The 23,914-nt window shown below is 24.8% G+C and carries 34 protein-coding genes; 1 reads left to right on the top strand and 33 read right to left on the bottom strand.

Annotation, left to right across the window (positions count from 1 at the left end):
* Positions 1 to 16 precede the first annotated feature (16 nt).
* The 23 genes from nusB to dapF form a co-directional block, all read right to left on the bottom strand.
* The gene (gene nusB, locus QZ321_RS01005; protein ID WP_291744201.1) at positions 17 to 421 is read right to left on the bottom strand and encodes a transcription antitermination factor NusB; all 405 of its coding nucleotides are present in this window, start codon (positions 419 to 421) and stop codon (positions 17 to 19) included.
* Between the two features lie 239 nt (positions 422 to 660).
* Positions 661 to 1,050: an Asp23/Gls24 family envelope stress response protein gene (locus QZ321_RS01000; protein ID WP_291744203.1), complete on the bottom strand. Its 390-nt coding sequence runs from the start codon at positions 1,048 to 1,050 to the stop codon at positions 661 to 663.
* Between the two features lie 83 nt (positions 1,051 to 1,133).
* Positions 1,134 to 1,664 (bottom strand): SpoIIIAH-like family protein, encoded by a 531-nt coding sequence (locus tag QZ321_RS00995; RefSeq protein WP_291744205.1) that lies wholly within the window; start codon positions 1,662 to 1,664, stop codon positions 1,134 to 1,136.
* Between the two features lie 39 nt (positions 1,665 to 1,703).
* Positions 1,704 to 2,327 carry a stage III sporulation protein AG gene (spoIIIAG, locus tag QZ321_RS00990; protein ID WP_291748972.1) on the bottom strand — a complete coding sequence of 208 codons (624 nt, stop codon included), beginning with the start codon at positions 2,325 to 2,327 and terminating at the stop codon, positions 1,704 to 1,706.
* A 26-nt stretch (positions 2,328 to 2,353) separates the two neighbouring features.
* A complete protein-coding gene (gene spoIIIAF, locus QZ321_RS00985) occupies positions 2,354 to 2,938 on the bottom strand; it encodes a stage III sporulation protein AF (RefSeq protein ID WP_291748968.1) in 585 nt (194 codons plus the stop codon).
* Positions 2,939 to 2,945: 7 nt separating this feature from the next.
* A complete protein-coding gene (spoIIIAE, locus tag QZ321_RS00980; protein WP_291748965.1) occupies positions 2,946 to 4,139 on the bottom strand; it encodes a stage III sporulation protein AE in 1,194 nt (397 codons plus the stop codon).
* Positions 4,140 to 4,147: 8 nt separating this feature from the next.
* Positions 4,148 to 4,531, bottom strand: coding sequence for a stage III sporulation protein AD (gene spoIIIAD / locus QZ321_RS00975; RefSeq protein ID WP_291748962.1), 384 nt, complete (start codon positions 4,529 to 4,531; stop codon positions 4,148 to 4,150).
* 9 nt (positions 4,532 to 4,540) lie between these two features.
* On the bottom strand, positions 4,541 to 4,738 hold the full coding sequence (gene spoIIIAC / locus QZ321_RS00970) for a stage III sporulation protein AC (protein ID WP_291748959.1): 198 nt from the start codon (positions 4,736 to 4,738) through the stop codon (positions 4,541 to 4,543).
* Positions 4,739 to 4,754: 16 nt separating this feature from the next.
* Complete coding sequence (gene spoIIIAB, locus QZ321_RS00965; protein WP_291748956.1) at positions 4,755 to 5,273, bottom strand: stage III sporulation protein SpoIIIAB; 519 nt, start codon at positions 5,271 to 5,273, stop codon at positions 4,755 to 4,757.
* Complete coding sequence (gene spoIIIAA / locus QZ321_RS00960; RefSeq protein WP_291748955.1) at positions 5,258 to 6,181, bottom strand: stage III sporulation protein AA; 924 nt, start codon at positions 6,179 to 6,181, stop codon at positions 5,258 to 5,260. Before spoIIIAA ends, spoIIIAB begins: the two co-directional genes overlap by 16 nt.
* Before the next feature lie 249 nt (positions 6,182 to 6,430).
* On the bottom strand, positions 6,431 to 6,796 hold the full coding sequence (locus tag QZ321_RS00955) for a CD1247 N-terminal domain-containing protein (RefSeq protein ID WP_291748952.1): 366 nt from the start codon (positions 6,794 to 6,796) through the stop codon (positions 6,431 to 6,433).
* Between the two features lie 103 nt (positions 6,797 to 6,899).
* Positions 6,900 to 7,457 carry an elongation factor P gene (gene efp, locus QZ321_RS00950; protein WP_291748949.1) on the bottom strand — a complete coding sequence of 186 codons (558 nt, stop codon included), beginning with the start codon at positions 7,455 to 7,457 and terminating at the stop codon, positions 6,900 to 6,902.
* A 165-nt stretch (positions 7,458 to 7,622) separates the two neighbouring features.
* Positions 7,623 to 8,006 (bottom strand): hypothetical protein, encoded by a 384-nt coding sequence (locus tag QZ321_RS00945; protein WP_291748946.1) that lies wholly within the window; start codon positions 8,004 to 8,006, stop codon positions 7,623 to 7,625.
* Positions 7,999 to 8,391: a hypothetical protein gene (locus QZ321_RS00940; RefSeq protein ID WP_291748941.1), complete on the bottom strand. Its 393-nt coding sequence runs from the start codon at positions 8,389 to 8,391 to the stop codon at positions 7,999 to 8,001. Before QZ321_RS00940 ends, QZ321_RS00945 begins: the two co-directional genes overlap by 8 nt.
* Positions 8,369 to 9,001 carry a hypothetical protein gene (locus QZ321_RS00935; protein WP_291748938.1) on the bottom strand — a complete coding sequence of 211 codons (633 nt, stop codon included), beginning with the start codon at positions 8,999 to 9,001 and terminating at the stop codon, positions 8,369 to 8,371. The genes QZ321_RS00940 and QZ321_RS00935 overlap by 23 nt, the downstream gene beginning before the upstream one ends.
* Positions 9,002 to 9,013: 12 nt before the next feature.
* Positions 9,014 to 9,457: a hypothetical protein gene (locus QZ321_RS00930; RefSeq protein WP_291748935.1), complete on the bottom strand. Its 444-nt coding sequence runs from the start codon at positions 9,455 to 9,457 to the stop codon at positions 9,014 to 9,016.
* On the bottom strand, positions 9,454 to 9,945 hold the full coding sequence (locus tag QZ321_RS00925) for a type II secretion system protein (RefSeq protein ID WP_291748932.1): 492 nt from the start codon (positions 9,943 to 9,945) through the stop codon (positions 9,454 to 9,456). Before QZ321_RS00925 ends, QZ321_RS00930 begins: the two co-directional genes overlap by 4 nt.
* On the bottom strand, positions 9,938 to 10,366 hold the full coding sequence (locus QZ321_RS00920; RefSeq protein ID WP_291741181.1) for a hypothetical protein: 429 nt from the start codon (positions 10,364 to 10,366) through the stop codon (positions 9,938 to 9,940). The genes QZ321_RS00925 and QZ321_RS00920 overlap by 8 nt, the downstream gene beginning before the upstream one ends.
* A gap of 5 nt (positions 10,367 to 10,371) precedes the next feature.
* Entirely contained in the window at positions 10,372 to 10,812 is a 441-nt protein-coding gene (locus QZ321_RS00915) for a prepilin-type N-terminal cleavage/methylation domain-containing protein (RefSeq protein WP_291748930.1), read from the bottom strand.
* A gap of 10 nt (positions 10,813 to 10,822) precedes the next feature.
* Complete coding sequence (locus tag QZ321_RS00910) at positions 10,823 to 11,857, bottom strand: type II secretion system F family protein (protein ID WP_291748927.1); 1,035 nt, start codon at positions 11,855 to 11,857, stop codon at positions 10,823 to 10,825.
* Complete coding sequence (locus QZ321_RS00905) at positions 11,826 to 13,214, bottom strand: ATPase, T2SS/T4P/T4SS family (RefSeq protein ID WP_291748924.1); 1,389 nt, start codon at positions 13,212 to 13,214, stop codon at positions 11,826 to 11,828. Before QZ321_RS00905 ends, QZ321_RS00910 begins: the two co-directional genes overlap by 32 nt.
* Positions 13,215 to 13,402: 188 nt before the next feature.
* Positions 13,403 to 14,398: a hypothetical protein gene (locus QZ321_RS00900; protein WP_291748922.1), complete on the bottom strand. Its 996-nt coding sequence runs from the start codon at positions 14,396 to 14,398 to the stop codon at positions 13,403 to 13,405.
* A 15-nt stretch (positions 14,399 to 14,413) separates the two neighbouring features.
* Positions 14,414 to 15,235 (bottom strand): diaminopimelate epimerase, encoded by an 822-nt coding sequence (gene dapF / locus QZ321_RS00895; RefSeq protein WP_291748918.1) that lies wholly within the window; start codon positions 15,233 to 15,235, stop codon positions 14,414 to 14,416.
* An 89-nt stretch (positions 15,236 to 15,324) separates the two neighbouring features.
* Between dapF and QZ321_RS00890 the strand changes: the two genes are divergently transcribed.
* On the top strand, positions 15,325 to 17,064 hold the full coding sequence (locus tag QZ321_RS00890; RefSeq protein ID WP_291748913.1) for an NFACT RNA binding domain-containing protein: 1,740 nt from the start codon (positions 15,325 to 15,327) through the stop codon (positions 17,062 to 17,064).
* Positions 17,065 to 17,131: 67 nt separating this feature from the next.
* Here the strand turns inward: QZ321_RS00890 and QZ321_RS00885 are convergent, their stop codons facing one another.
* The 10 genes from QZ321_RS00885 to QZ321_RS00840 form a co-directional block, all read right to left on the bottom strand.
* A complete protein-coding gene (locus tag QZ321_RS00885; RefSeq protein WP_291748910.1) occupies positions 17,132 to 18,289 on the bottom strand; it encodes a class I SAM-dependent RNA methyltransferase in 1,158 nt (385 codons plus the stop codon).
* Positions 18,290 to 18,305: 16 nt separating this feature from the next.
* A complete protein-coding gene (gene pyrR, locus QZ321_RS00880) occupies positions 18,306 to 18,842 on the bottom strand; it encodes a bifunctional pyr operon transcriptional regulator/uracil phosphoribosyltransferase PyrR (protein WP_291748908.1) in 537 nt (178 codons plus the stop codon).
* Between the two features lie 13 nt (positions 18,843 to 18,855).
* The gene (locus QZ321_RS00875; protein ID WP_291748906.1) at positions 18,856 to 19,770 is read right to left on the bottom strand and encodes an RluA family pseudouridine synthase; all 915 of its coding nucleotides are present in this window, start codon (positions 19,768 to 19,770) and stop codon (positions 18,856 to 18,858) included.
* A 140-nt stretch (positions 19,771 to 19,910) separates the two neighbouring features.
* On the bottom strand, positions 19,911 to 20,513 hold the full coding sequence (locus QZ321_RS00870; RefSeq protein ID WP_291748903.1) for a DivIVA domain-containing protein: 603 nt from the start codon (positions 20,511 to 20,513) through the stop codon (positions 19,911 to 19,913).
* Positions 20,514 to 20,527: 14 nt separating this feature from the next.
* Entirely contained in the window at positions 20,528 to 21,295 is a 768-nt protein-coding gene (locus QZ321_RS00865; protein ID WP_291748901.1) for a YlmH/Sll1252 family protein, read from the bottom strand.
* 2 nt (positions 21,296 to 21,297) lie between these two features.
* Entirely contained in the window at positions 21,298 to 21,558 is a 261-nt protein-coding gene (locus tag QZ321_RS00860) for a YggT family protein (RefSeq protein WP_291741164.1), read from the bottom strand.
* Between the two features lie 3 nt (positions 21,559 to 21,561).
* Positions 21,562 to 22,008 (bottom strand): cell division protein SepF, encoded by a 447-nt coding sequence (gene sepF, locus QZ321_RS00855; protein ID WP_291741162.1) that lies wholly within the window; start codon positions 22,006 to 22,008, stop codon positions 21,562 to 21,564.
* A 14-nt stretch (positions 22,009 to 22,022) separates the two neighbouring features.
* Positions 22,023 to 22,679 (bottom strand): YggS family pyridoxal phosphate-dependent enzyme, encoded by a 657-nt coding sequence (locus tag QZ321_RS00850; protein ID WP_291749002.1) that lies wholly within the window; start codon positions 22,677 to 22,679, stop codon positions 22,023 to 22,025.
* Between the two features lie 127 nt (positions 22,680 to 22,806).
* On the bottom strand, positions 22,807 to 23,553 hold the full coding sequence (locus tag QZ321_RS00845; RefSeq protein WP_291748897.1) for a DUF881 domain-containing protein: 747 nt from the start codon (positions 23,551 to 23,553) through the stop codon (positions 22,807 to 22,809).
* Positions 23,554 to 23,904 carry a small basic family protein gene (locus tag QZ321_RS00840; protein WP_291741159.1) on the bottom strand — a complete coding sequence of 117 codons (351 nt, stop codon included), beginning with the start codon at positions 23,902 to 23,904 and terminating at the stop codon, positions 23,554 to 23,556.
* Positions 23,905 to 23,914: the final 10 nt, after the last annotated feature.

Below are 23,914 nucleotides of genomic sequence, written 5' to 3'. Positions count from 1 at the left end.
TATTATGTAATAAAAATTATAAACTTTTTAAAACCTTATCTAATACTCCATTAACAAATGACGAACTTTTTTCATCTGAATATTTTTTAGTTAATTCAACGGCCTCATTTATAGCTACACTTCCTGGAACATCTTCTACAAACATCATTTCAGCTACTGCTAATCTTAATATTGTAAGATTAACTTTAGATATTCTATCTAACTTCCAATTAACTAAAGATCCAACTATTTTTTCATCAATAACTTCTAAATTATCTGTAACTACTTTTATAATATTTTTTATATAGTCTATGTCTATAGTATTTAAATCCATTTCATAATCTTCGATGAAATTTTCTAATGTTTCCTCATAACTATTTTTGCTAAGTTCCATGCTAAAAAGCAACTCCATTGCTTTTTCTCTTGATTTTTGTCTTTTCATAACTTCCTCCTAAGTATGTATAATATACATAATCTCTTTACTTGTATTATAAACTTATATTACATTAATTAAACATATGCATATTATAATATTATCTTGTTTATATCCATAAAACTACTTTTACGAATCAACTTCTAATATTATAAATAAAATTTTTTAAATTTACTATCTAAATTTTTATGTAAACATTATATTTTTTATAAAAACGAGAAACCCTCTGATTGACAGAGGGTTTTTTACTATACTTCTAGTGCTTCCTGTTGTTCCTGTTTTGGAACATATATGTTTTGAACATTAACATTAACTTTGTCAACCTTTAATCCAGTCATAGCTTCAACAGTTCTTTTTACATTTTCTTGAACTGCACCTACTACCTCTGGAATTTTAATACCATACTCTACAGCTACATTTAAATCAATTATAGCTTTATCTTCTTCTAATGTAACTTTTACACTCTTTCCACTAGAAGCTTTCTTACCTTTTAATATTTGTGATATGTTACTTGAAACTCCATGTGGAACTTCAACTATTCCTTGAATTTCATCTGCTGCTATTTCTGCTATAACACTCACTACTTCATCAGAAATCTTAACAATTCCTATAGTAGATTCATTGTTTACATTTTCCATGACCTAACCTCCTTAAGGTTTATTATATAAACCTACTTCTCCTTATGTTTATTATAGCAAAAAAGCCTTTATATTACAATGAATTATTTCATTGATGTAATATCTACATCTGTTAAAGTAGTAATATCTTCAACTACTTTCTTTATTACAGCTGAATTTTCTTCTGATAAAACATCTGATACTTTAACATAAACTTTTACAGTTTTATTGTCATTTATCATACAAATAGAATCTTCATAACCCTTATTTCTAATTTCTGATTCTACTCTACTTTCTTGGTCATTCATTTTAGCTTTTTCAACTAATGCATTATTTGCAATATCCTTTGATTCTTGTGATGCATTTGCATCTTCTGTAATAGCCTTCATATCATTTATATATTTTTCATTTTGTTGCTCTTTAGTTAATCTCATGCTATAAAAATATTCTGTTGTACTTAAGGTTTCTTCTGTATTTGTTTCAGTCGCTTTAGTATTATCAGTATTTTGTTTTAAAACTGCCTCTAAACTAGTTGGATCATTAAATCCATTTTCATTTAGCTTCATAGATAATACTCCAACACATACTATTAAAGCCATTAGTGTAAAAATAATCCCAAATTGTTTTTTTGTCATTTTAAATTCCTCCCATTCTTTTTATATAAAATATATATGCTAGCTTACCATAGGATATACATTAACCTTATCTAAACTTAAATTATATAAACTTGAAACAGCTTTTTGTATATCATATGTGATTTTGCTACTTTTAGCACCTTCTGCAACAATTAACACACCCGTAATTTGTGGTTTATATGTTTTAGTTATAAAAGGCTCACTTGTACTTGAATTGCTTTTCATTACTACCGTTTCTCCACCTGTTTCTTGCCTTGTTAATCTTGTTCCTCCATTATTATCTTCTTCTTTTGTTTCTGAATTTTGAGTATTTGAGTTTGTGGCTGGAACTTTTACTTCACTACTTTCAAAATAAATATCAACAACGACCTCTCCTACTCCATCAATTTTAGAAAGTATATTTTCTAACTTTTCTTTTTGTTCTGTTTCGTAATCTAAAAGCTCTTTAGATGTTGTAACACCTTCTTCCTCTTGTCCTAAAACTTCCTTAGCTCCAATTGGCTTATTTTCACTATTTCCCTTTACTAAACTTGAATCATCTCCTATAAAATTACTAACTGCAAGCCATAAAAATATAATTACAAGTAATACTAATAAACAATTAACAAACTTTTTATTTTTCATAAGTTTATTAATTTCTTCATTTAACTTATCTTTATCCATACTATAATCCCCCTACTACTTTTTAATTACCTTCCCATGCTATATAGCTTTATTTTTTCTGTTGATATTTTAAAAACTTCTGATAAATAATTTTTAATTTCTTCTCCATTTTCTATTACTTCTTCATTTGATACTGCTTCTTCACTTTCTTCATTTATATTAATTTTAATATTATCAATTAATTTTATTTCTGAATTCTTTACTCCAACTTCTACCCCATCAACTTTATATTCCATATTCTCTAAATCTATTTCACATTTAACGTTTGATTTAAATTCTCTGCCTGAAAACTCTTCTTTAAGTAACTTATCACAATTATTATTTAAATTATTTTTAAATGATTCTATTTTGCTTTCACTTATATTAGTTTTATTTTCAATAGATGTACTTTCATAAAACATATTTTCATAACTTTTTATAGCACTTACTAGCTCCTGCTCCCCACCTGTAAAAAACTTTACTATTGGATTTATCATAACAGATATAAGTATTAGTCCTAAAACAAACTTTATATATTTTTTCATAGAATTATCTGGAGAAATTATATCTATTGCTGTCATAAATATCATTGTTGCTACTAAAGTTATAACAAAATTATTTATATATTCCATATTATTTTTATCCTCCTATAACAAACTTTCCTGCTGATATCATAATCGCTATAAGGATAAAGAACATTATACTAACACTTAAAACACATGACATAATTAGTACTAAAGATTCTCCTGCCGCAGCTATAGAACTTGTTATTCTTTTATCTGTTATTGGTTCTAATAAAGATGCTGAAAGTTTAAAAATAAATGATGATAATACTATTTTAATAATAGGATATAACATTATTAAAATTATAACTATAAGCCCAATTGATCCAATTGCATTTTTTATAATTAATGAATAGCCTGCTACCGATGATATAGCATCTGAAAATGATTTTCCTACTATTGGGATGAAATTATCAATTGTAAATTTAGCTGTCTTTAAAGTAACTGCATCTATAGTAGAAGAGGTTATTCCTCTAATTGTTAATAAAGCTACAAATATAGTAAGAATAATCCCTTGAAGCCATACAGTAGATTTTTTTACCATCCCACACAAATTAGATAATTTTGATTCTGTAGATATATTATTTGTAAACTGTAATACAAATGTTATTAAAATTAATGGAATTATTACATTTATATATATTTTAGGTATTAATATAGTAGCTCCAAGTATTATAGGATCCATAGTAGCTGCTTGTGTTAATCCTCCTGATGCTGCTAACATAAGCACTAAAACTGGTAAAACCTTATCCATAAAGTTTGTAATTTGAATAATTACATCCTTAGCTAATGATATAGATATAATAAATGTTTTAGATAACAATATTATTAAAATAGCATAGCAAGCATAAAAAGCTACTTGTGATACTCCATCACTTGAAAATGAAGATTGTATATTTTTAAATAATGAGCATATTATTCCAACTGCAACAATTGAAAATGCTAATGCTAATATAGTTTTTACTTCTTTAAAAAATAGACTTATTATAGCACTTAAAATTGTTGAAAATGATAAATTACCTTCTCCTGTTTCTATATAACTTTGTATATAACTAATTGGATCTAATTCATTTATAAGCTCTACATCACTTTTCATTGTATTTATATAGTCGTATAAGTTATTTAACTTTGATTCTACTTCTTCATCATTTGTTATATTTGTAATTTCTTCTGCATAAACAACCTTATTAGGTATTATTGAAAATTCACAAAATCCCAAAATACTTATAATTGTTAAAGAGCAAATTATCTTTAAAATATAGTTTCTCATTTTCTCACCTACAATATCTGAAGAATTGAATTTAATACAGCCATTAAAATTGGAATTGCCAATCCTAGTATCATTATCTTTCCTGCAAATTCAACTTTACTTCCTATACTTCCAGCACCTGAATCTTTACATATTTCACTACAAAATGATGTTATATATGCAATTGCAAGAATTTTTAGTACAATTCCAATATATACAGTATCTATATTAGCTTTATTAGCAATATCTTTAATAAACTCTATTACATCACCAAGTTGTCCTATCATATAAAGGAATATTCCTATTCCCGCTGCAAGTATTACAAGCAATCCTATTTCTGATTTCTTATCTTTTAATAGAAGGAATATGAATAACGCAGTAAATGCAACTAATGCAATTTTAATTATTTCCATAAAATTCACCTAAAAAGTAAACATAGTTCTTACTGTATCAAAAAGATTTGATATCATTCCAATAATAGTAATTAATATAATAACCATTCCTGCTAAATTAGCTAATACTGCAAATTCTTTTTTCCCATTTCCTTCTAATACCTTCTCGATAACCATAAGTAAAACTCCCATTGCTCCAATTTTAAATAGTAAACTTATATCAAACATAATAATTTAATCCCCCTTAGATAAAAAATATTGCTAACATAGCACCAATAGATACCCCTAAAGTTCTATATAACTTAATATTTTCTTTTTCAAACTTTCTTGCTTCTTTATAATTTATATCTATATTATCTAATGCAACTTTAAATATCTTATCTTGTCCCGTTACCCCTGATGAGCCAAGTGTTTTAAAAAAATCATTAATAATTTTGTAATCATCATCTAATAAATTCATATTTTCTTTTGAGTTTCTATAAGCATTTTCAAAACTTTCATATATTGTACCTGAATATCCATTTTCTAATGAAAAGGACATCTCATTAAATACTTCTGAAATTGGACTAGAAACCTTTTTACTAATCTCCAATAATGCATCTGGAAGAGGAGTATTAGCATATATAATTTCATTGCTTAATAATAAAAGTCCCTTTTGAAATTCTTTTAGTTGAATACTTCTTCTTTTATAGTTTTCTCCTAAAAAGAAACCTATAAATGTGCAGATTAAAAACATGAAAAAAATCATCAAAACTCTAAACATTGTAATCCCTTCTCCCTATTTACCTTATAAACCTTTTCTATAGTACCAGCCCCCTTTCGATTACTTAATAATAAAACTCTTTCTATTACACAATTGTCTATTAATTCTTTAAAAACCTTTCTATTATAAATATCATTTATATCGTACCCATGTACTGTAACTATAATATTAACTCCAGAATTAAAAGCCATGTTTAATGCTTCTAAGTCTCCTTCTGTTCCTATTTCATCACATATTAATACTTCTGGTGAAAGACTTCTTATTGCCATAATCATTCCTGATTTTTTTAGACAGTTGTCTAAAATATCAGTTCTAATTCCTACATTCATTTGTGGCACTCCATTATAGCAAGCTGCAATTTCACTTCTTTCATCAACTATTGTTACTTTTTTTCCTTTTAAATTTATTTGATACATTCCATTTGATAAATTTTTAGCTATATCTCTTAGTATAGTTGTTTTACCACATTTAGGAGGAGATACTATTAGAGTATTGTATACTCTATTATTTTCTGTAATTAGTTTCATAATTTTATTAGAAGCTCCTATAACCTCTTTGCATATTCTTATATTTAATGATGAAATATTTTTTATAGTTCTAACTTCTCCCTTTGATATTACACATTCTCCAGCTAGTCCAACTCTGTGTCCTCCCTTTAAGGTTATATATCCTTGTTTAATTTCCTCTTCAAAAGCATATAATGAATAATTAGAAATTTTAGCTATCATATACCTTAAATCTTCCTTTGTAGGAATATAATCTAAAAGCTTTTCTTCAAATGATAAATTAAGTATTACAGGCTTTCCTATTTTTATCCTTATTTCTTGTACTATATCATTCATTAAAAACTCTTTAATCTTATCTCCTATATCCTCTGGAAGTATCTTATAAATCTCATCATATTTCATATCATCACTTCCTTAATTACCTTTCTCTTTAATTTTTATTTCACATAATAAAGAATTATTCATAATATAAAAAATATGTAAAATATTTATTTTAAAAATATATAAGAAATAAATATTTATATAATATATTTATTTTCTTATATATAAATTCCATAATTTATATTAAAAAAATAAGCTATTACAATTAATTGCAATAGCTTATTTTTTTAATTTAAAAGTAAATTTTAATAAATATTATATTATGTATTACTACTCTCTAGCCATTCCTCCACAAAACGGACAAGGAATTGGATTATTATTATTTAATGTTTGTTGCTCTACAAATAAAGGTTTATTACACTTTTCACAATTTATTTCAACGTATTCATCTTCAAAACCGTTTAAATCATCAAATGTTACTTCTTCAAATAATTCATCTTGTATATCTGTTAAATCATTATCTATATACTCTATATTTTCCTCTAAATATTCTTGTCTTAAGTTTAAATCTTCAACTTTTAAAGATAAATCTATTAGTATTTCACTTAAAGAATTAAATATTTTTAAATATTTTTCATCTTTTATCTCATCTATTTCACTTTTTAGCTTATCTATCTTAGTATATAAATCTTTCATATTCTCACTTCCTTTGAAGAATTACTATATATATGATTATAACCTTATTTTTAAAATTTAAAAAAACAAATGCTAAGTTAAAAACCTAGCATTTACTTTAAGATTAAACTCTTTCCATGTATTCTCCAGTTCTAGTATCAACTCTTATAGTATCACCTTCATTAACAAACATAGGTACGTTAACAACTGCTCCTGTTTCTAATGTAGCTGGTTTCATAGCATTTGTAGCTGTGTTACCTTTTACTCCTGGGTCAGCTTGAGTTATTAATAATTCAACAAAGTTTGGTGCTTCAACTGAGAATGCATCACCTTTATAGAACTTAATTACTGCAAACATATTTTCTTTAATAAACTTTATAGCATCTTCAACTTTTTCATAGTTTAATGGAATTTGCTCATAAGTTTCTTGATCCATGAAGTAGTATAATTCTCCATCAGAATATAAATATTGCATTTCTTTTCTTTCAATTACTGCTTCTTGTAATTTAGCAGTTGGGTTAAATGTTGTATCTGTAACCCCACCTGAAATAACATTTCTAAGTTTAGTTCTAACGAAAGCAGCTCCCTTACCAGGTTTAACGTGTAAGAAGTCTATAACTGTATACACTTGTCCGTCGTACTCAAAAGTTGTACCTTTTCTTAAATCACCTGCTGATATCATAAAAAAATTCCCTCCAAACAACTTGAATTCATAGTTATTATGACCTTTATATTTAACAAATAATCATAATACTCTTTGTCGTTTAATGACATAACAAAAACATTCTATCAAAATTACTAAAGAAATGCAATTATTTCATTAATATCATTAAAACTTTTAATAAATTTACCTATATAACTCCAATATTACAGTTAAAATATTATCTTTTCCACTAATATCATAATTATATATTTGAAAATTATCTAAACTTTCATCTAACTTATTAATTGCTTCTTTTATTTTTTTATTATTACCACTTATCATTAATTTAATATACCACTCTTCTCCTAAATCCTCAACTTCCATTATTTCTATATTTTCATTTATATTTATCTCATTACTTATATTATTAAATGTCAATTTTTCTTTATTAAGATAATTTATTTCATTATAAACTTCTTTACTATTTTCTACTTTAGAATAGTAAATCATAACTATAATCTGAATAATAGTTAAAGCTATTAATATTGTTTCTTTAAAATATTTAATACTTATCTTAAAATTATTCATACATCACCTTCACAACTTTTTTATCATCATAACTAGTAACCTTATTTATTTTAACACCTAATTTTTCTAAATTATTAATATTTTTATTTTTTTCATAAGTTATTTCAGCAAAATTATCTGTAACTTTAAAATCGATGCTATCTTCATTGTACAAATTTATCCATTTAAATATCTCTTCTTTTTCAATAAAATTTTCTGTAATTTCTGTAGTAGTTTTTTCATTCTTTTCTTCTTTAGATATACTATCCATATTAAATAGTAACAATATTAAATTTATTAATATTAATACTTTATATATTCTTTTACTTTCTTCTTTTTCTTGAAGTTGCTTTTTTTCTACAAATTCTTTTGGAATAAATTCTTTATACTTTAAATATTTTTTCATTTATTATTTCTCCTATTTCAAGATTTATAATATTAAGTTTATCTTTTATTTCCTCTGGAATTATCTTTTCATCCTCTTTGCTTGCTATAACAACATCATTTTCTTTTAACATATCCAATTCATTTGTTATAATTAAATTTTCTTTACTTTTAACAAAGCTTTTTACTATAAATTTTTCTTTTATATATATTAAATATATAACTTCTCTTAACTCTAAAATTATAATGTAATCTTTTAATTTTTTTATTTTATTTTCTACAATCCTTTTTATATAAAATTGAATTGGTTTTACTCTAACTACTTTAGCTTCGTTAATTATGCTCTTTACTCGTTTACCATTTCCCATTGAATATAAATATAATTTTTTTCTTCTTTTATCATGCTCATAATGAATTAAAATATCGTTTTTATCTCCATATTCTTCTTTTACTATCTTTTCTATAATAGACTCCTTAGCACTTTTTATATTTTCAAACTCTTTAATTAATATATTTTCTTCAAATATAAATAAATCAATCTCTTTTTTAATAATATTTTTTATTGTAATTTCATCATATAAGTTATTTTTAAATATAAAATCATCTTTAGTAGAAACTATAATTTCTTTCATAAATCTACTCCTTTATACCATATAAAGTATTTTATATAATTTAGGCTTTAAAATAACTTTTAAATTTTCTTTATTAGTATCAATAACTAAAATATCTATTTCTCTTAAGCTTTCTGTTTTACCTTGTAATAGCTCCTTCAAATATAATTTACCTTCAGAAATAATAAATTTCATTTTTTTATTCTTACTAAACGTATATTCATAATTTATTTTTAAGTTATCTTTATATGAATTAATAAGCTCTAATAATTTTTCATCCTTCTTAATTAAATTTTCTACCTCATTTAATAATTCATATTCGCTGTCATTTAAATAATAAATATCTTCTTTTATTTCATAAAGACCTATTTTGCTTAAATTAGATACTATAGTCTTAGCGTTATAAACTATTAAAAAGATTAAAATATTTAATAGCATTAATACTTCTAACATTACTATCCCCTGTTTTTTCTTCATATGCACCTTCCTCTTAGTTTATATTCATTATTTTTTATATAATAATAAACTAAATTTTTCTTTCTCTTAACATTAAATTCATTAACCTTATCTAATAATATATTATCTCCTACTGTTACATTCTTTCCTTTATAATTTAAAGTCCTTACCTTTAAATTGTTGTCCTTTAAATAAATTATCTTTACTGATCTATCTTCGTTTATTTCCTTTGTAGTAACAACTATATTATTAGATTTAATATCCTTAGTTAATTTTTCTGTAAATATTTTATTTTCTTCTATAGAAATAATTCCGTTACTGTTGCATAATGTATCTATATATAATAACGCATTATCAAACTTATCGTCTCTATAACAACTTTCAAGACTAATAAAGTAATTTTCTATTGTTTTATAAGAAAGCGTTACTGTTATTCCTCCAAGCAAAAGCACTATTGATAAAACTATAATAACTTCTATTAATGTATAACCCTTTTTAGCTTTATTCATAATAATCCATCCACCTATATTTGAAAAAACTTCTCTCTAATATTTCACCATTATGTGTTAATTTAAATTTAATATTAATTTCTAATTTTTCTTCATCTTCTGAAGGTTTTGATTTAATTATTATATCTTCTCCTTTAGGCATTTTATCTAAATCTGTATTTGATAAATCAACTAAAAAATTATCATAATTTTTTAGTTTTAAATTTTCTTTATTAGTTAAATTCAATATTTTTTCTAATGTAGAGTTATATTTTACTTCTTGCATTATACAATAAATTATTCTATGTGCTTCTTCTGTTTTCTCACGCATAAATTCACTTTTTATATTTTCACTTATCAATAATGAAACAACTAAAAACATTGATAAAATAATACTAACCCCAACTATAGTTTCTATTAAAATACTCCCTCTTTTCTTCACTCCTTTTAATCTCCTTCATAAATATTAACTGAGCCTATTCCTGTAGAAATAGTTACTTTATATAACTTCCCGTTTTTATCTATAACTCTTATAGTATCTGATTTTTGTATACTTCCTAGTTTGCTTATTGAAAAAGTATCATTAGTCACAAATTTAAATCCATCTTCTAAAAATATAGTTTTTATTATTTTAGTTCTTCCTGATATATCCTTAAATACTATCTTTCCTTCTTCTTTATTAATTTCAATTAATCCTAAAATATCATAATATCTACAATAATATTTACCATAGCTAATTAAGTTTCCTATTTCATTTGCAATACTCTTTCCTTTAATTCTCATTATTGATTCACTGTACGACTTTGATATATTAATGCTTGGTAATATTAATATTAAAATTATAGCTAATACTATTATAAGTTCTATTAATGTATATCCTTTTTTCATTTTTAATACCTCAAATTAATATGATATTTAAAAGTGGTAATATAAACTTAATAATAAAAACTACTATTATAATTCCTATAAATAATATTAAAAATGGTTGTATAGTTTTAGTTAAACTATTTATCTTTATAGTTAAAATTTTAAAAATCTCTTCTTCTAACAGTTGAAATCTTTTATCTAATGAACCACTTTCCTCTCCAAGCTTCACATGTGCTAATGTATATTTAGAAAACATTCTAACTTCACTCATTGCTTTGGATAACATCATTCCATTTGTAATATCACTATTTATTTTTTTAATACTTTTATTTATTCCTTTTCCAAATTCACCTTCACAACAATACTCAAGTCCTATAGCAATATTAATTCCACTATTAATTACCACAGACATTAAAACTATAGATATATATTCATTAATTAGATTATACATTGGTATTTTTTCTACTAATTTATCTATATGCTTTTTAAAAAAGTTTTTAATAATGAAATACGGAAGTATTATAAACACAATACTTAGTTGTATTGTTACTATTATAGGATTATTAAAAAAACTTTCTTTAAGCGTTATTATATTTACATATATTAGAGGTATATCCTTCCCCATTGCTAAATAAATTTCGCTTATACTTGGTATAAAGAAAAATATAACAAAGATACCTAAAAGAAATAATGCTGCTAGTAAAAATAAAGGATATGTTATTGCATTTATAATAGATTTTTTAACATTATACAATTTATCATAAAATGTTTCTAAACCCTTTAATACATAAACTATTTTTCCAGTTATTTCTCCTATATTTACCATAGAACTAAAAAAGCTTGGAATAAGTTCTCCTCCACTTTTAAATCCATCACTTAAACTACCACCCTCTTTAATAACTTTTTCCATTTGCTTTAATAATACTTTATATTCCCTTTTTAAGGGTAACTCATCAATTAAGTTTAATATGTTTAATAGTGAAATTCCTTCATCATATAATTTTCCTATATTCCCTGCAATAATAGATAAATCTTTATAACTTGCTTTCTTTTTTATAGATATCATCAATTCCCTCCATTTCAATAAAATTTTCATAATCTTCTATAGATATATATCCTTTTTTTAATAAATCGTTTAAATTTTCTATCATTTCTGTATTAGATAACATTTGTGTATCATTATAAATATTTTTAATTTTATTTTTCATATCCTTGTCAATTACATGTATAGCAGCTATTAATGCTCTTCCAGAATATCCTGTATAATTACATTCCGTACATCCACACTTTTTAAAAATATCTATATTTTCTTTATCTACAACTTTTTCTCCTACTTTACTTTTACACTTATTACACAATAATCTAATAAGCCTTTGAGATATTATTCCAACCAAAGAATCTCTTATTAAATAATTTTCTACTCCCATATCTTCTAATCTAAAATAAACTTCTCTTGGATCACGTGTATGAATAGTAGAATAAACCTTGTGTCCAGTTAATGATGCCCTTACTGCTATCTCTGCACTTTCTTCATCTCTAATTTCACCTAACATTACTATATCAGGATCTTGCCTTAATAAGCTTCTAAGACCTTCTGCAAAATCAATATTGAGTGTATTATTTAAACTCATCTGATTTACTCCTGGAATAACTGCTTCAATTGGATCTTCTAAACTAGATATATTTACCTCATCTTTGTTTAAGTCATTTAGAATACAATAAAGAGTTGTAGACTTTCCTGAGCCTGTTGGACCATTTATAATTGTTAATCCAGTATTAACATTCATTATATACTTTAGTTTTCTTTTTTGATTATCAGTTAAATTTAGTTTATCTATAGAATAATTAAATACATTTCCATATAAAATTCTTATAACTAGTTTTTCTCCATATACAATTGGTATTACAGATATACGTAAATCATAATCTCTTTCACCGTAGTTAAAAATTATTTTTCCATCTTGTGGTTTTCTTTTTTCAGTTATATCTAAATTTGAATTTATTTTAATTTTTGATAAAATAGGTATATATTCCTTATTATCAAATACATACATACTTCTTAATAATCCATCAATTCTAAACCTAACTAATACAGAATCCTTATGTGGCTCAAAATGTATATCAGAAGCTTTTAAATTTATAGCTTCTTTAATAACCTCATAATCAGCATCTTTTCTATTTCCTAGATAAACAATTTTAAATAAATAATCAAACTCCTCCTCACTTATTAATACTACTTCAACATTTTTTCTAAATATAAATTCAAATTCATCTAATACTATTTTCTTATTACTAGTTGCATAAATATAAATATCTGTTTTATTTTCCTTAAAAGGAAAAGACCTTATCTTTTTTGCCTTTTGTTCACTTATCTTTCTTACTACTGAAATGTCTATATTTTTAATTAATTCACTTTTTACCATTTACTCACCACCATTAATAAAACTTTCCATTAACTTTTTATTTTATTCGCATTTTTCTAATTATTTTTATTTTTGTAAAATATTATAAATTTATATCCTAATTTTAAGTAATTAAAACATTAAACTAATTCCTATTTCCTATAATATAGTTAAAACAAAAAAGAATTTAGGAAAAATCCTAAATTCTTTTAATTAATATCTATAAAGTTACAATTTTTAATATTATCATTAACTAAAATTACAGTTCCATTTGAATATTTATATAAATGTTCTGATTGTCCACTTGATGTGCTTCCCACAAATAATATTTCTCCATTTTCATTAACTGATAAACCCTTTTCTGCATAAACTACATTTGGAAAATCAAAAATCAATCTTCTTATTGTACCATTATCAAGCTCATAAATAGAATAATTATTATTTTTTACTCTTCCTAATAAATACAATTTATTATTAACAAATTCTATGTCATTAATATCTATAACCTCTCTTGATATTTCATTTACTTCTCCATTTTCGTTAATAATTTTTAAAACAGTATCTTTTTCATAATGTTCTTCTACTAAAACCAACCCATTATCTATATGCTTTAAAAATTTCACATAACCATTGCTAATTTTATATATATTTTTTTCTTCATTAGTTTTTATATCATAAATAAAAATTCCTGCTGTTTTATTTTCTGTATCAGCACCATAATAAGCTAACTTGCTATCTGTTATCCAATCAATAAATTTCCCTGAAATTACAGCTTTATTTTTTAAAAGTATTTCTTTTTCATTTTTTAAATCCATGATTGCTGGTTCTAAATATTCCTCATTTATAAAATAAAATATATAATTTCCATCTTCAGAAATCTTCAAGTTTGTTATTTTATTATGATTTATCTTTATATCTTTAGAATTATAATTTACATAAAAGCTATTGTCCTTATAAAAGGTATATGTATTAGAATTTTCATTAAAATTATTTATTAATTTATCTTTTGTTTCTATTTTTTCATATATATTTTTAGAATTTAAATTAAAAGTTTCAAAACTGGTGCTTTCATTTACAAAAGCACCCTTATTTAATTTTATATTATTTAACTCTTTTATTTCTTCACTTTTACATCCTAAAAAAAATATACTAGTAATCATAATTTGAATTATAATAATTAATCTTTTTAACTTTTTGTTTATCATTTATCTTTTCCTCTTTTAATATGCTTCACCACGACAAATAAATTCTGCATCTCCAATCATATAAATAGAACTTCCCTCTAATTCTATTCTTAACATTCCACCTGGTACTTTAACATTAACTTTTTCCTTAGTTAAATTTAATTTATTACATATAACAACAGATGCTGAACATCCAGTTCCACATGAATAAGTTGCACCAGCCCCTCTTTCCCATGTTTTAACCAAAATATTCTCATCATCAATTACTTTAACAAAATTAACATTTGTACCTTCTTCAAAAAGTTCATATTTTTCTATATACTTTCCTTCTGCAACATCATAATTTTCATCATCTATGAAAACAACTGTATGAGGAACCCCTACTAATATAGAAGAAACTCTATAATTTTTTCCGTTAATAACTATATCTTCATCTATTAACTTATCCTTATTTTTTAATGGTATTAATGAACCATCAAAAGATATTTCCCCCATATATACCTTTACTGTCTCAACTCTCTTATCATTATTTATACTTAATTCTAATTCTTTTACACCATCACCAGTTTCAACAGTAATTATTTTTTTATTTATAATATTATTTTCGAAAACATATTTTCCAAAGCATCTAATTGCATTTCCGCACATATTTGCCGATGAACCATCACTATTTACTATTACCATTTTTACATCTGCTATATGAGACTTTCTAACTAAAACTATACCATCTGCTCCAATTCCAAATCTTCTATGACAAAGCTTTCTAGCCAATTTACTTTCTTGTCCAACATATTTATTATCTAAATCTAATAAAAAAATAAAATCGTTTCCTGTACCATGCATTTTTACAAATTCCATAATTTTCTCCTCCATTTTATAACCGTTTTACTAATACATAAATTAATGATATACTTACTTTAATTAATACTAAAGAAAGGATGACATTTATGGCAATAGACGGTATCTACTTATATAGTTTAGTGCAAGATTTAAAAAAATCAATATTAAATTCCAAAATTGATAAAATAAATCAACCCGAAAAGGATGAAATAATAATAACATTAAGAAAAGAACGAAAAAACTTAAAACTTTTAATATCTGCATCACCAAAATATCCTAGATTTAACTTAACTACAGTTAGTAAATCAAATCCACTTCAAGCACCAATGTTTACTATGGTTCTTAGAAAATATTTAATTGGTGGTAGAATTATAGATATTATTCAACAAGAAGGTGATAGAATAGTTAAATTCTTAATTGAATCTTCTGATGAATTAGGCTTTAATAGCATTTATAGTTTAATTGTTGAAATTATGGGAAGACATAGTAATATTACTCTTGTTAGAGAAAGAGATAATAAAATAATGGAATGTATAAAACATATATCTCCTTCTATGAATAGTTATAGAGTTTTATATCCTGGTATAGACTATAAATATCCCCCAAAATCAACTAAAATTAATCCGTTCTCTTTTAATGATACCACTTTACAGGACTTTGTGAATAAAAATTCCATAATTTTTAACAAAAATTTCTTTGTTTCTTGCTTTACAGGAATAAGCAAACCATTATCTGAACATTTATTCATTGAATATAATAAAAAATATACGGATTTTTCACCACAAAATATTTATAACTTTATTAATGACTTCTTAAATACTCTTTTAGATAATGAAAGTTTTAAAATTTATAAAGATGAAAATGGGAATTATATTGACTTTTATGTTACACAATTAAATCAATTAGAAAATAACTTTTCTTTTGAAGTGTTAGAAAATATTCATGAGTTAATGGATAAATATTATTTAGAAAAAGATAAGCAAGAACGTATTAAAGGACGTTCTGTAAATCTACAGAAACTTGTTATAACAAATATAGATAGATGTATAAAAAAAGAAAACAAATTAAATGATGTTTTAAAAAAATGTGAAGATAAAGATAACTTTAAAATTAAAGGTGATTTATTAACATCATATATATATAGTATAAAAAAAGGAGATAGAGATTTTACTACATTTAACTTCTTTAGTGAAAAAGGTGAAGAAATAACTATTCCTTTAGATGAAAATAAAACTCCATCTGAAAATATTCAAAGTTATTATAAAAAATATAATAAGCTAAAAAAATCTGAAGAATCTGCTATAGAGCAACTTGAAAAAAATAATGAAGAATTGCAATATTTATATTCTGTATTAACAAATATAGAAAATTGTGAAAGCTATTCTGAAATTGATGATATAAAAGAAGAATTAATTTCTACAGGCTATGTAAGAAAAAGAAAAGCTAATGGAAAGTCTTCTAAAAAAGCTAAATCATCTAAACCAATACACTATATTTCATCAGATGGAATAGATATTTTTGTTGGTAAAAATAATATTCAAAATGATTATCTTTCTTTAAAATTTGCAAATAAAAACTTTATGTGGCTTCACACAAAAAATATTCCTGGTTCTCATGTTATTATTTGTTCAAATAATATTCCAGATAATACATTAGTAGAAGCAGCAACCATAGCTGCACATTATAGCAAAGCTAAAGATTCCTCAAAAGTTCCAGTTGATTATACTTTAGTTAAAAACTTAAAAAAACCAAATGGAGCAAACCCTGGAATGGTTATTTATCATACTAATTACACAATGTATGTAGAACCGTCAGAATTTAATAACCTAAAAATTGAAAAAATATAATTTTATTTTATAAAATTAATAAAGATGATAAAATTAAATATAAATTTTATCATCTTTATTTTAATTATTAAATATGATTAACAACCATATCTCCATGATTTTTTATTTTTTCATTATCAAAGTATTGATAATAATAACATTTTAATTTTCCATTGTATAACTTTCTATTTTTAGTAGCTTTTCTTCCAAACGGTGTTTCAAACCCTTCATATGAAGTTAAAATATTAAAATCCCATGTATCTAATTTTCTTTTATTCATACCTAAATACTTATAAAGCTCTTCAACTTCTCTTTTTTCCCCTAATCTTTCTCCATACGGAGGATTAGTTATAATAAAAGCATTTTTTTCACTACTTGAAAATTGTTTAAAATCTCTCTTTTGAAATTCAATATATTTAGAAACTCCAGCTTTTTGAGAGTTACTTCTTGCAATTTTAAGCATTCTTCCATCTATATCATAACCTATAAGTTTTATATTTTTATTTTTTATAGATCTTTCTGCTCCTTCTTTAACCTGCTCATATATATCAGAACCTATAGTTGGCCATGATTCTGATACAAACTTTCTAAAAAGCCCTGGAGCTATATTTTGCATTATCATAGCTGCTTCTATTAATATAGTACCTGACCCACAAAAAGGATCAACTAAAGTATAATCTTCTTTCCATCTAGAAATTAAAACTAAAGCTGCTGCTAAGGTTTCTTTTAATGGTGCTATACCAGCCTCTTCTCTATATCCTCTTTTATGTAATCCTACTCCACTTGTATCAATAGATAATGTTACTACATCTTTTAGTATTGATACTTCTATTTTATAAACTGGTCCATCTTCACTAAAGTGATTTACTCCATAATCTTCGCTCATACTTGTAACTATTGCTTTTTTTACAATGGATTGACAATCTGGCACACTAAAAAGAGTTGACTTAACAGATTTACCTACCACATGCATAACTCCATCTTTAGGAATAATTTCACTCCACTTAACTTTTTTAGTGCCTTGAAAAAGTTCTTCAAAGCTCCTTGCTTCAAATTCTGCCATCTTTATAAAGACTCTATCTGCTGTTCTTAAATGCACATTAGCAATAGCAATATCCATTTCATCCCCTGAAAAATGCACCTTACCATTTTCAACTTTTAACTCTTCATATCCTAATGCTTTAAGTTCTTTTGCTGTAATTCCTTCTAATCCAAAAGTAGTTGTAGCCACTAAATTATAATCCATTTTTTATTTTCTCCTTTTATGATTCATATATTTTAACTGAATCATTTCCGTCTATTTCATTTATTTCTACTGCCACTATCTCAGTTTTTGATGTTGGTATATTTTTACCTACATAATCAGCTCTAATTGGTAGTTCTTTATGACCTCTATCTATAAGAACTGCAAGTTGAATTGATAATGGTCTTCCTCTATCTATAATAGCCTCAATAGCTGCTCTAACTGTTCTACAAGTAAATAATACATCATCTACTAATATAACCTTTTTACCCTTTACTTCAACACCTAAATCAACTGAATTTAATTTAACACTTTCCTCAATTTCAGTAATATCATCTCTATAAAGGCTTATATCAACATATCCAACTTCAACAGAAACACCTTCTATTTTTTCAATATTTTCAGCAATTCTTTTTGCTAATGGATATCCTCTTCTTTTTATTCCTATTAATACGATCTCTTCTACACCTTTATTTTTTTCAATAATTTCATGAGAAATTCTAACTAAACTTCTTCTAATTGCATTATCATCTAATAAATTAGCTTTTAATTTCATAAAAATAAACTCCTTACATTCCTCTTAATTTATCTAGTAATTTTTTAAAATAATCAGGTAGTTCAGACTTAAACTCCATATACTCCTTAGTTCTAGGATGAATAAAACCTAAAGTTTTAGCATGAAGTGCTTGACCTTCTAAATTAAATTTTTGTCTTTTATATCCATAAACTAAATCTCCAACTAATGGATGACCAATAGATGCCATATGAACTCTAATTTGATGCGTTCTTCCAGTTTCTAAAGTACATTTAACAAGGGATACACCCTTATCATATTGCTCTAAAACTTCATAGTGAGTTACTGCTCTTTTACCATCAGGGTTAACTGCCATTTTTATTCTTTCTTTTTTATCTCTACCAATAGGCTTATCAACACTACCATTTGTATTGCTAAATTTACCTTCTACTAAGGCATAATATTCTCTTTTTATTGAATGCTTCTTAAATTGTGCTGCTAAATCATTATGTGCTTCATCATTTTTTGCAATTACAAGTATTCCAGAGGTATCTTTGTCTATTCTATGTACAATTCCTGGTCTTATAACACCATTAATTCCAGATAAATCACTACAATGATGTAATATACCATTTACTAAAGTTCCAGTATAGTTGCCAGGAGCTGGATGAACCACTATCCCCTTTTCCTTATTAATAACTAATAAATCCTCATCTTCATAAACAATATCTAAATTCATTTCTTCCGCAGAAACATTAAGTTCAACAGGTTCTGGAAGACAAACTTCAATAAAATCATCTTTTTTAACTTTATAATTACTCTTAATTACTTTATTATTAGCTTTAACTTTTTTTTCATCTATTAATCCTTGAATAAATGATCTTGATTTACCTTCAATAATATTTGATAAATATTTATCTATTCTTTGACCTTCATCATCACTATTAATATTAAAATTTAAAATTTCCATATATTTTACTCCGTTTATTTATAAAGAATAACTTTCTTTTGACATTATAATATATAAATAAATCATTCTCAATAGCAGTATTAATTATAAATGTAAATAAACTAACTAAAGGAGACCAAATTCTCGGCCTCCTATATGTATTAGTTATTTGAATAGAATTTTTTTATAGCATCTATATCGTCGTTTAAATCCTCAATTTTAAACTCGTCCTTTTCAGACTCATTATAGATTTCTGCTTCTTTTTCATGTAATTCATACTGATCAACTGTTTGTGATACATTATAATTTTTTGTTAAATCTTTTTCTAATTCATCAAATGTTTGAAGTTGAGTATTCATAAACCCTCTAAACTTAGCTCTAAATTTTATAAATTCTTCTCTCACTCTTTCATATTCATCATTTATAGCTATAACATCACCATGAGCCTTATCTAATATTCTTTGAGCTGTTTCATTAGCATTTCCAATAATTAATTCTGCTTGCTTTTCTGAACTCTGTTTAGCTTGATCGGCAGCATTTTGTGCTAATAATAAAGTATTTTGTATAGTTGCCTCTAATTTTTCATAGTGATCAAGTTTTTCATTTACTCTGCTTAAATTTTCTTTTAATATTTCATTTTCCTTAAAAATTTCTTCGTAACTTTCAACAATTTTATCTAGGAATTCATCTACTTCATCAATTGAATATCCTCTTATTCCCTTTTTAAATTCCTTATTGTTTATATCTGTAGGACTTAATTTCATTCCATCCACCTCTTCTATATAAATTTGTTCATCTTAACTTTATATCTTCCACTTTTTGTATTCCCAACAATTTCCCTTATTATAAATTTTCCTACTCCAGAAATCGTTACTCTTTGGCCATCTTTTACTTCTTTACTTTTATCTATAGATTTAGAATAATCTATTAATACCTTACCACTATCAATAATATCTACAGCCTTTCCCCTTGAAATATTAGCTAATTTAGAAACTATATTATCAAGTCTAAGAGAAGGTACTATTATTACTCCCTCTAAAAAATTACTAATTGGTAAATTATCCTCTGTAATTTCTTCTATCGATACAGGTGCTTTACCTACATTTTTTAATTCATATAAAATATAGTTAGCTACTTCATCATATACGGGAACTATTGCAGAATTATCAATCACCCTTAAATCTCCAAGCTTTTCCCTTTCTATCCCTAAAGCCATAATAGCTCCTAAATAATCTTTATGTGAAAGATTATTAAATTTAGATTTATTATTAATTCTAATAATTTTATATGGAAAAGGAATTGAATAAATATTATTAAATGATAATATTCTTCTATCACATTCTTCAAAAGCACCTTTTGCTTCAACTAAAAAATTATTATTACTAAAGTTTTTGATAAAATACATCCAAATATTAGGCTTACAGAAAAACTTAGTAAAACTTGGTATACCTTTATTATAAGCTAAACTCATAGCTTGATAAACTTTTATAACATCTTCAGTATCTTCTCTTAAAAAATTTTTTAAAACATCTTCTTTTGATAACATTTTTATATCAAAATACCACTAATAAAATTTAATACTACAATAGCTAATAGTGGTGCAAAATCTATCATCATGCTTCCAAACAATTTTTCTTGCAAAGTTCTAAATGGTGATAAAATTGGATTATTAAAAGATACTAAAATTTTATAAAAATTACTTTCTCTAACGCTTGGTATATAAGAAAGTATTACTTCAGCTAAAATACTTATGTCTAATAAAGTAAATAATAAATATAAAAAACTGTTTATGACTCCTATAGGAATCACCTCCTATTTATTCCAATTAAATAGTGCTTTTGAACTTATTTCACTTCTTAATTCATTACTAACTTCTACATTAGATGGTGAAAGTAAATATACTCTTTGCTCAACTTCTTGAAGCTGTGCTCCTAATACACAACATGCACCACTAATAAAATCTACTAATCTTTGAGCTATTTTTGTTTCCATTGAAGTTGTATTAACTAAAACTATCTTTCTATTTTTTATAGCATCTGCAATTTCTCTTGCTTCATCATAGGAAGCTGGTTTAACAACCATAATTTTTGCACAGGCTGAATTATGAATATTAACTACCTTATTTCCTCTTTGCTTTGAAATTATAGGTTCCACTTCTTCAACTTCTTCCTCTTCTTCAACTTCTTCTAACTCTTCAAATTCCTCATCATATTCTCCAAGTCCTATGATTTCTTTAAATCTTCCAAACATATTACTCATTTTACTATATCCTCCTATTTTTCCCTTATTCCAAATATTCCAGAACCGATTCTAACTAAATTAGCTCCTTCTTGAATTGCAATCTTATAATCATTTGTCATCCCCATAGATAAAATTTCCATAGATATATTCTTAAAATCTTTTTCTTTTAAACTATCAAAAATTTTTTTTGTTTTTCTAAAATAATATCTATTTTCTTCTTCATTACCTTTAGGTATTATAACCATAATTCCTTTAGCCTTTACATGATTACATTTTTCTATAGCAAAAATTATATCATTTAACTCTTCTTCATAAATGCCACTTTTACTTTCTTCCCTGCCTATATTTATTTGAATAAGTACATTAGCAGAAGAATTATTTTTGCCAAATTCACTTTCTATTTTCTCTAATAATTTTACACTAGATAACGAATGTATTAAATACACATTATTTACCAAATATTTAACTTTATTAGTTTGAAGCTTACCTATAAAATGCCATCTTATATCTTTTGGTAACATTTCTCTTTTAAAGATTAGTTCTTGAACCTTGTTCTCTCCAAAGTCTTTTTGTCCAACATTGTATGATTCAATTATCATTTCTACTGGCTTTGTCTTAGATACCGCTACTAAAGTAATATCATTAGGTATTTCATTTAAAATTTCTATTGTTTTTTCTGAAATACTAATATTAATCCCTCCTTTGAAAGAGTTACTTATCTATAAACATTATTATTCTTCAAAAGTATAAAATTCCCTTCTAAACTTCCTTTTAATTATAACATTTTTCTTGAAAATTTTTAATACTTTTTTTAATTTAATTATCTTTTCTATTCATAAATTTTGATTCTATTAATTTTTTTGATTTTGGCAATATTAATTCATCAAATTTTTCTATAGTTATATTTAATTTTCTAATTATTAGTTTATTTATATAGCTTCCTTCTGTAAATAACGAAGTTTCTAATTGTTCAGGATCTCCTATTGCGTAAAATTTAAAAGGACTACCTTCCATTTCATTACCATTCTCCTCAAATCTTATAAATGCCCATGCACATACAAGTCCTGTGGTATTTAAAATTCTATAATTATTAATAGCTATTCCTTCGGCACCTGCAACTCTTAAATCATTTAAAACCATAGCTGCATCTATTGAATGTAAGGTTCTTCTATCTACTTCTAATTGATCATCTTTGTTTATATCGTACTCACCATCATAAATAGTTAAAACTATTCCCGGCCCCTTCACTTCCTTTTTCCCAGCAATATCTAAATAAGTAGATAACTGATTTCTCATATTTTCAATAACTTTTTCATTATTTTCCTTAGTATTTTTATCATTAATATCTAAACTTTCAATTCTTTTTAATAATTCATAGTTATCATCATTTAATATTGATATTTCATCATAAAGCCTATTTCTTTCATCTATAGCATCTTTATATTCCATAGAACTTAAATTAAAAAAACCTTTAACGTCATTTTTACTTATATTAATTACAATTAAAAATCCAAGTAATATGGTAGCAATTAAAATAAAAAACCTATTTCTATAGCTTTTCACTTAATCACCCCTTTGAATATCTCTATATTTTTTTAATAATATTCTTCTTATAGAACCGAAGTTATCAAATATTCTTCCTCCAAATACAATTACCGCTGCAATATATATAGGAATTCCTAATTTATCTCCTAAATAAGCAAGCCCAGCTGCAAGAAGTGAATTTCCAAAAAAACCTGATATAAATATATCTGCCTTAAAATTTTTATTAAGCGTTGCTCTAAATGCACCAAATACAGAATCTAAACATGCTAATATTGCTACAGACATATATGGAGAAAATTTTTCCGGTATATTTATATCAAATACTAATCCTAAAAAAACTCCTAATAATAAACCAATAAATGCTATCATAATTTCCTCC

The sequence above is a fragment of the uncultured Clostridium sp. genome (genome assembly GCF_910588715.1).
Classification (GTDB): Bacteria; Bacillota; Clostridia; order Clostridiales; family Clostridiaceae; genus Clostridium.
Note: the sequence above shows the minus strand (reverse complement) of the source record. Positions and strands in the feature narration are given on the sequence as shown.

What these genes read in the sequence shown, in the direction of transcription:
- spoIIIAA (WP_291748955.1), bottom strand. Translation starts at nt 6,181, where the DNA reads ATGAAATATGATGAGATTTATAAGATACTTCCAGAGGATATAGGAGAT.
- QZ321_RS00925 (WP_291748932.1), bottom strand. Translation starts at nt 9,945, where the DNA reads ATGAATAAAGCTAAAAAGGGTTATACATTAATAGAAGTTATTATAGTT.
- spoIIIAC (WP_291748959.1), bottom strand. Translation starts at nt 4,738, where the DNA reads ATGTTTGATATAAGTTTACTATTTAAAATTGGAGCAATGGGAGTTTTA.
- QZ321_RS00870 (WP_291748903.1), bottom strand. Translation starts at nt 20,513, where the DNA reads ATGAAATTAAGTCCTACAGATATAAACAATAAGGAATTTAAAAAGGGA.
- QZ321_RS00840 (WP_291741159.1), bottom strand. Translation starts at nt 23,904, where the DNA reads ATGATAGCATTTATTGGTTTATTATTAGGAGTTTTTTTAGGATTAGTA.
- QZ321_RS00910 (WP_291748927.1), bottom strand. Translation starts at nt 11,857, where the DNA reads ATGATATCTATAAAAAAGAAAGCAAGTTATAAAGATTTATCTATTATT.
- QZ321_RS00900 (WP_291748922.1), bottom strand. Translation starts at nt 14,398, where the DNA reads ATGATAAACAAAAAGTTAAAAAGATTAATTATTATAATTCAAATTATG.
- QZ321_RS00915 (WP_291748930.1), bottom strand. Translation starts at nt 10,812, where the DNA reads ATGAAAAAAGGATATACATTAATAGAACTTATAATAGTATTAGCTATA.
- QZ321_RS00885 (WP_291748910.1), bottom strand. Translation starts at nt 18,289, where the DNA reads ATGGATTATAATTTAGTGGCTACAACTACTTTTGGATTAGAAGGAATT.
- QZ321_RS00940 (WP_291748941.1), bottom strand. Translation starts at nt 8,391, where the DNA reads ATGAAAAAATATTTAAAGTATAAAGAATTTATTCCAAAAGAATTTGTA.
- efp (WP_291748949.1), bottom strand. Translation starts at nt 7,457, where the DNA reads ATGATATCAGCAGGTGATTTAAGAAAAGGTACAACTTTTGAGTACGAC.
- QZ321_RS00995 (WP_291744205.1), bottom strand. Translation starts at nt 1,664, where the DNA reads ATGACAAAAAAACAATTTGGGATTATTTTTACACTAATGGCTTTAATA.
- nusB (WP_291744201.1), bottom strand. Translation starts at nt 421, where the DNA reads ATGAAAAGACAAAAATCAAGAGAAAAAGCAATGGAGTTGCTTTTTAGC.
- pyrR (WP_291748908.1), bottom strand. Translation starts at nt 18,842, where the DNA reads ATGAAATTAAAAGCTAATTTATTAGATGATAATGCAATTAGAAGAAGT.
- QZ321_RS00875 (WP_291748906.1), bottom strand. Translation starts at nt 19,770, where the DNA reads ATGGAAATTTTAAATTTTAATATTAATAGTGATGATGAAGGTCAAAGA.
- spoIIIAB (WP_291748956.1), bottom strand. Translation starts at nt 5,273, where the DNA reads ATGTTTAGAGTTTTGATGATTTTTTTCATGTTTTTAATCTGCACATTT.
- QZ321_RS01000 (WP_291744203.1), bottom strand. Translation starts at nt 1,050, where the DNA reads ATGGAAAATGTAAACAATGAATCTACTATAGGAATTGTTAAGATTTCT.
- QZ321_RS00865 (WP_291748901.1), bottom strand. Translation starts at nt 21,295, where the DNA reads ATGTTATCAAAAGAAGATGTTTTAAAAAATTTTTTAAGAGAAGATACT.
- QZ321_RS00905 (WP_291748924.1), bottom strand. Translation starts at nt 13,214, where the DNA reads ATGGTAAAAAGTGAATTAATTAAAAATATAGACATTTCAGTAGTAAGA.
- spoIIIAG (WP_291748972.1), bottom strand. Translation starts at nt 2,327, where the DNA reads ATGGATAAAGATAAGTTAAATGAAGAAATTAATAAACTTATGAAAAAT.
- QZ321_RS00945 (WP_291748946.1), bottom strand. Translation starts at nt 8,006, where the DNA reads ATGAATAATTTTAAGATAAGTATTAAATATTTTAAAGAAACAATATTA.
- QZ321_RS00930 (WP_291748935.1), bottom strand. Translation starts at nt 9,457, where the DNA reads ATGAAGAAAAAACAGGGGATAGTAATGTTAGAAGTATTAATGCTATTA.
- sepF (WP_291741162.1), bottom strand. Translation starts at nt 22,008, where the DNA reads ATGAGTAATATGTTTGGAAGATTTAAAGAAATCATAGGACTTGGAGAA.
- QZ321_RS00890 (WP_291748913.1), top strand. Translation starts at nt 15,325, where the DNA reads ATGGCAATAGACGGTATCTACTTATATAGTTTAGTGCAAGATTTAAAA.
- QZ321_RS00955 (WP_291748952.1), bottom strand. Translation starts at nt 6,796, where the DNA reads ATGAAAGATTTATATACTAAGATAGATAAGCTAAAAAGTGAAATAGAT.
- dapF (WP_291748918.1), bottom strand. Translation starts at nt 15,235, where the DNA reads ATGGAATTTGTAAAAATGCATGGTACAGGAAACGATTTTATTTTTTTA.
- QZ321_RS00935 (WP_291748938.1), bottom strand. Translation starts at nt 9,001, where the DNA reads ATGAAAGAAATTATAGTTTCTACTAAAGATGATTTTATATTTAAAAAT.
- spoIIIAF (WP_291748968.1), bottom strand. Translation starts at nt 2,938, where the DNA reads ATGGAATATATAAATAATTTTGTTATAACTTTAGTAGCAACAATGATA.
- spoIIIAE (WP_291748965.1), bottom strand. Translation starts at nt 4,139, where the DNA reads ATGAGAAACTATATTTTAAAGATAATTTGCTCTTTAACAATTATAAGT.
- spoIIIAD (WP_291748962.1), bottom strand. Translation starts at nt 4,531, where the DNA reads ATGGAAATAATTAAAATTGCATTAGTTGCATTTACTGCGTTATTCATA.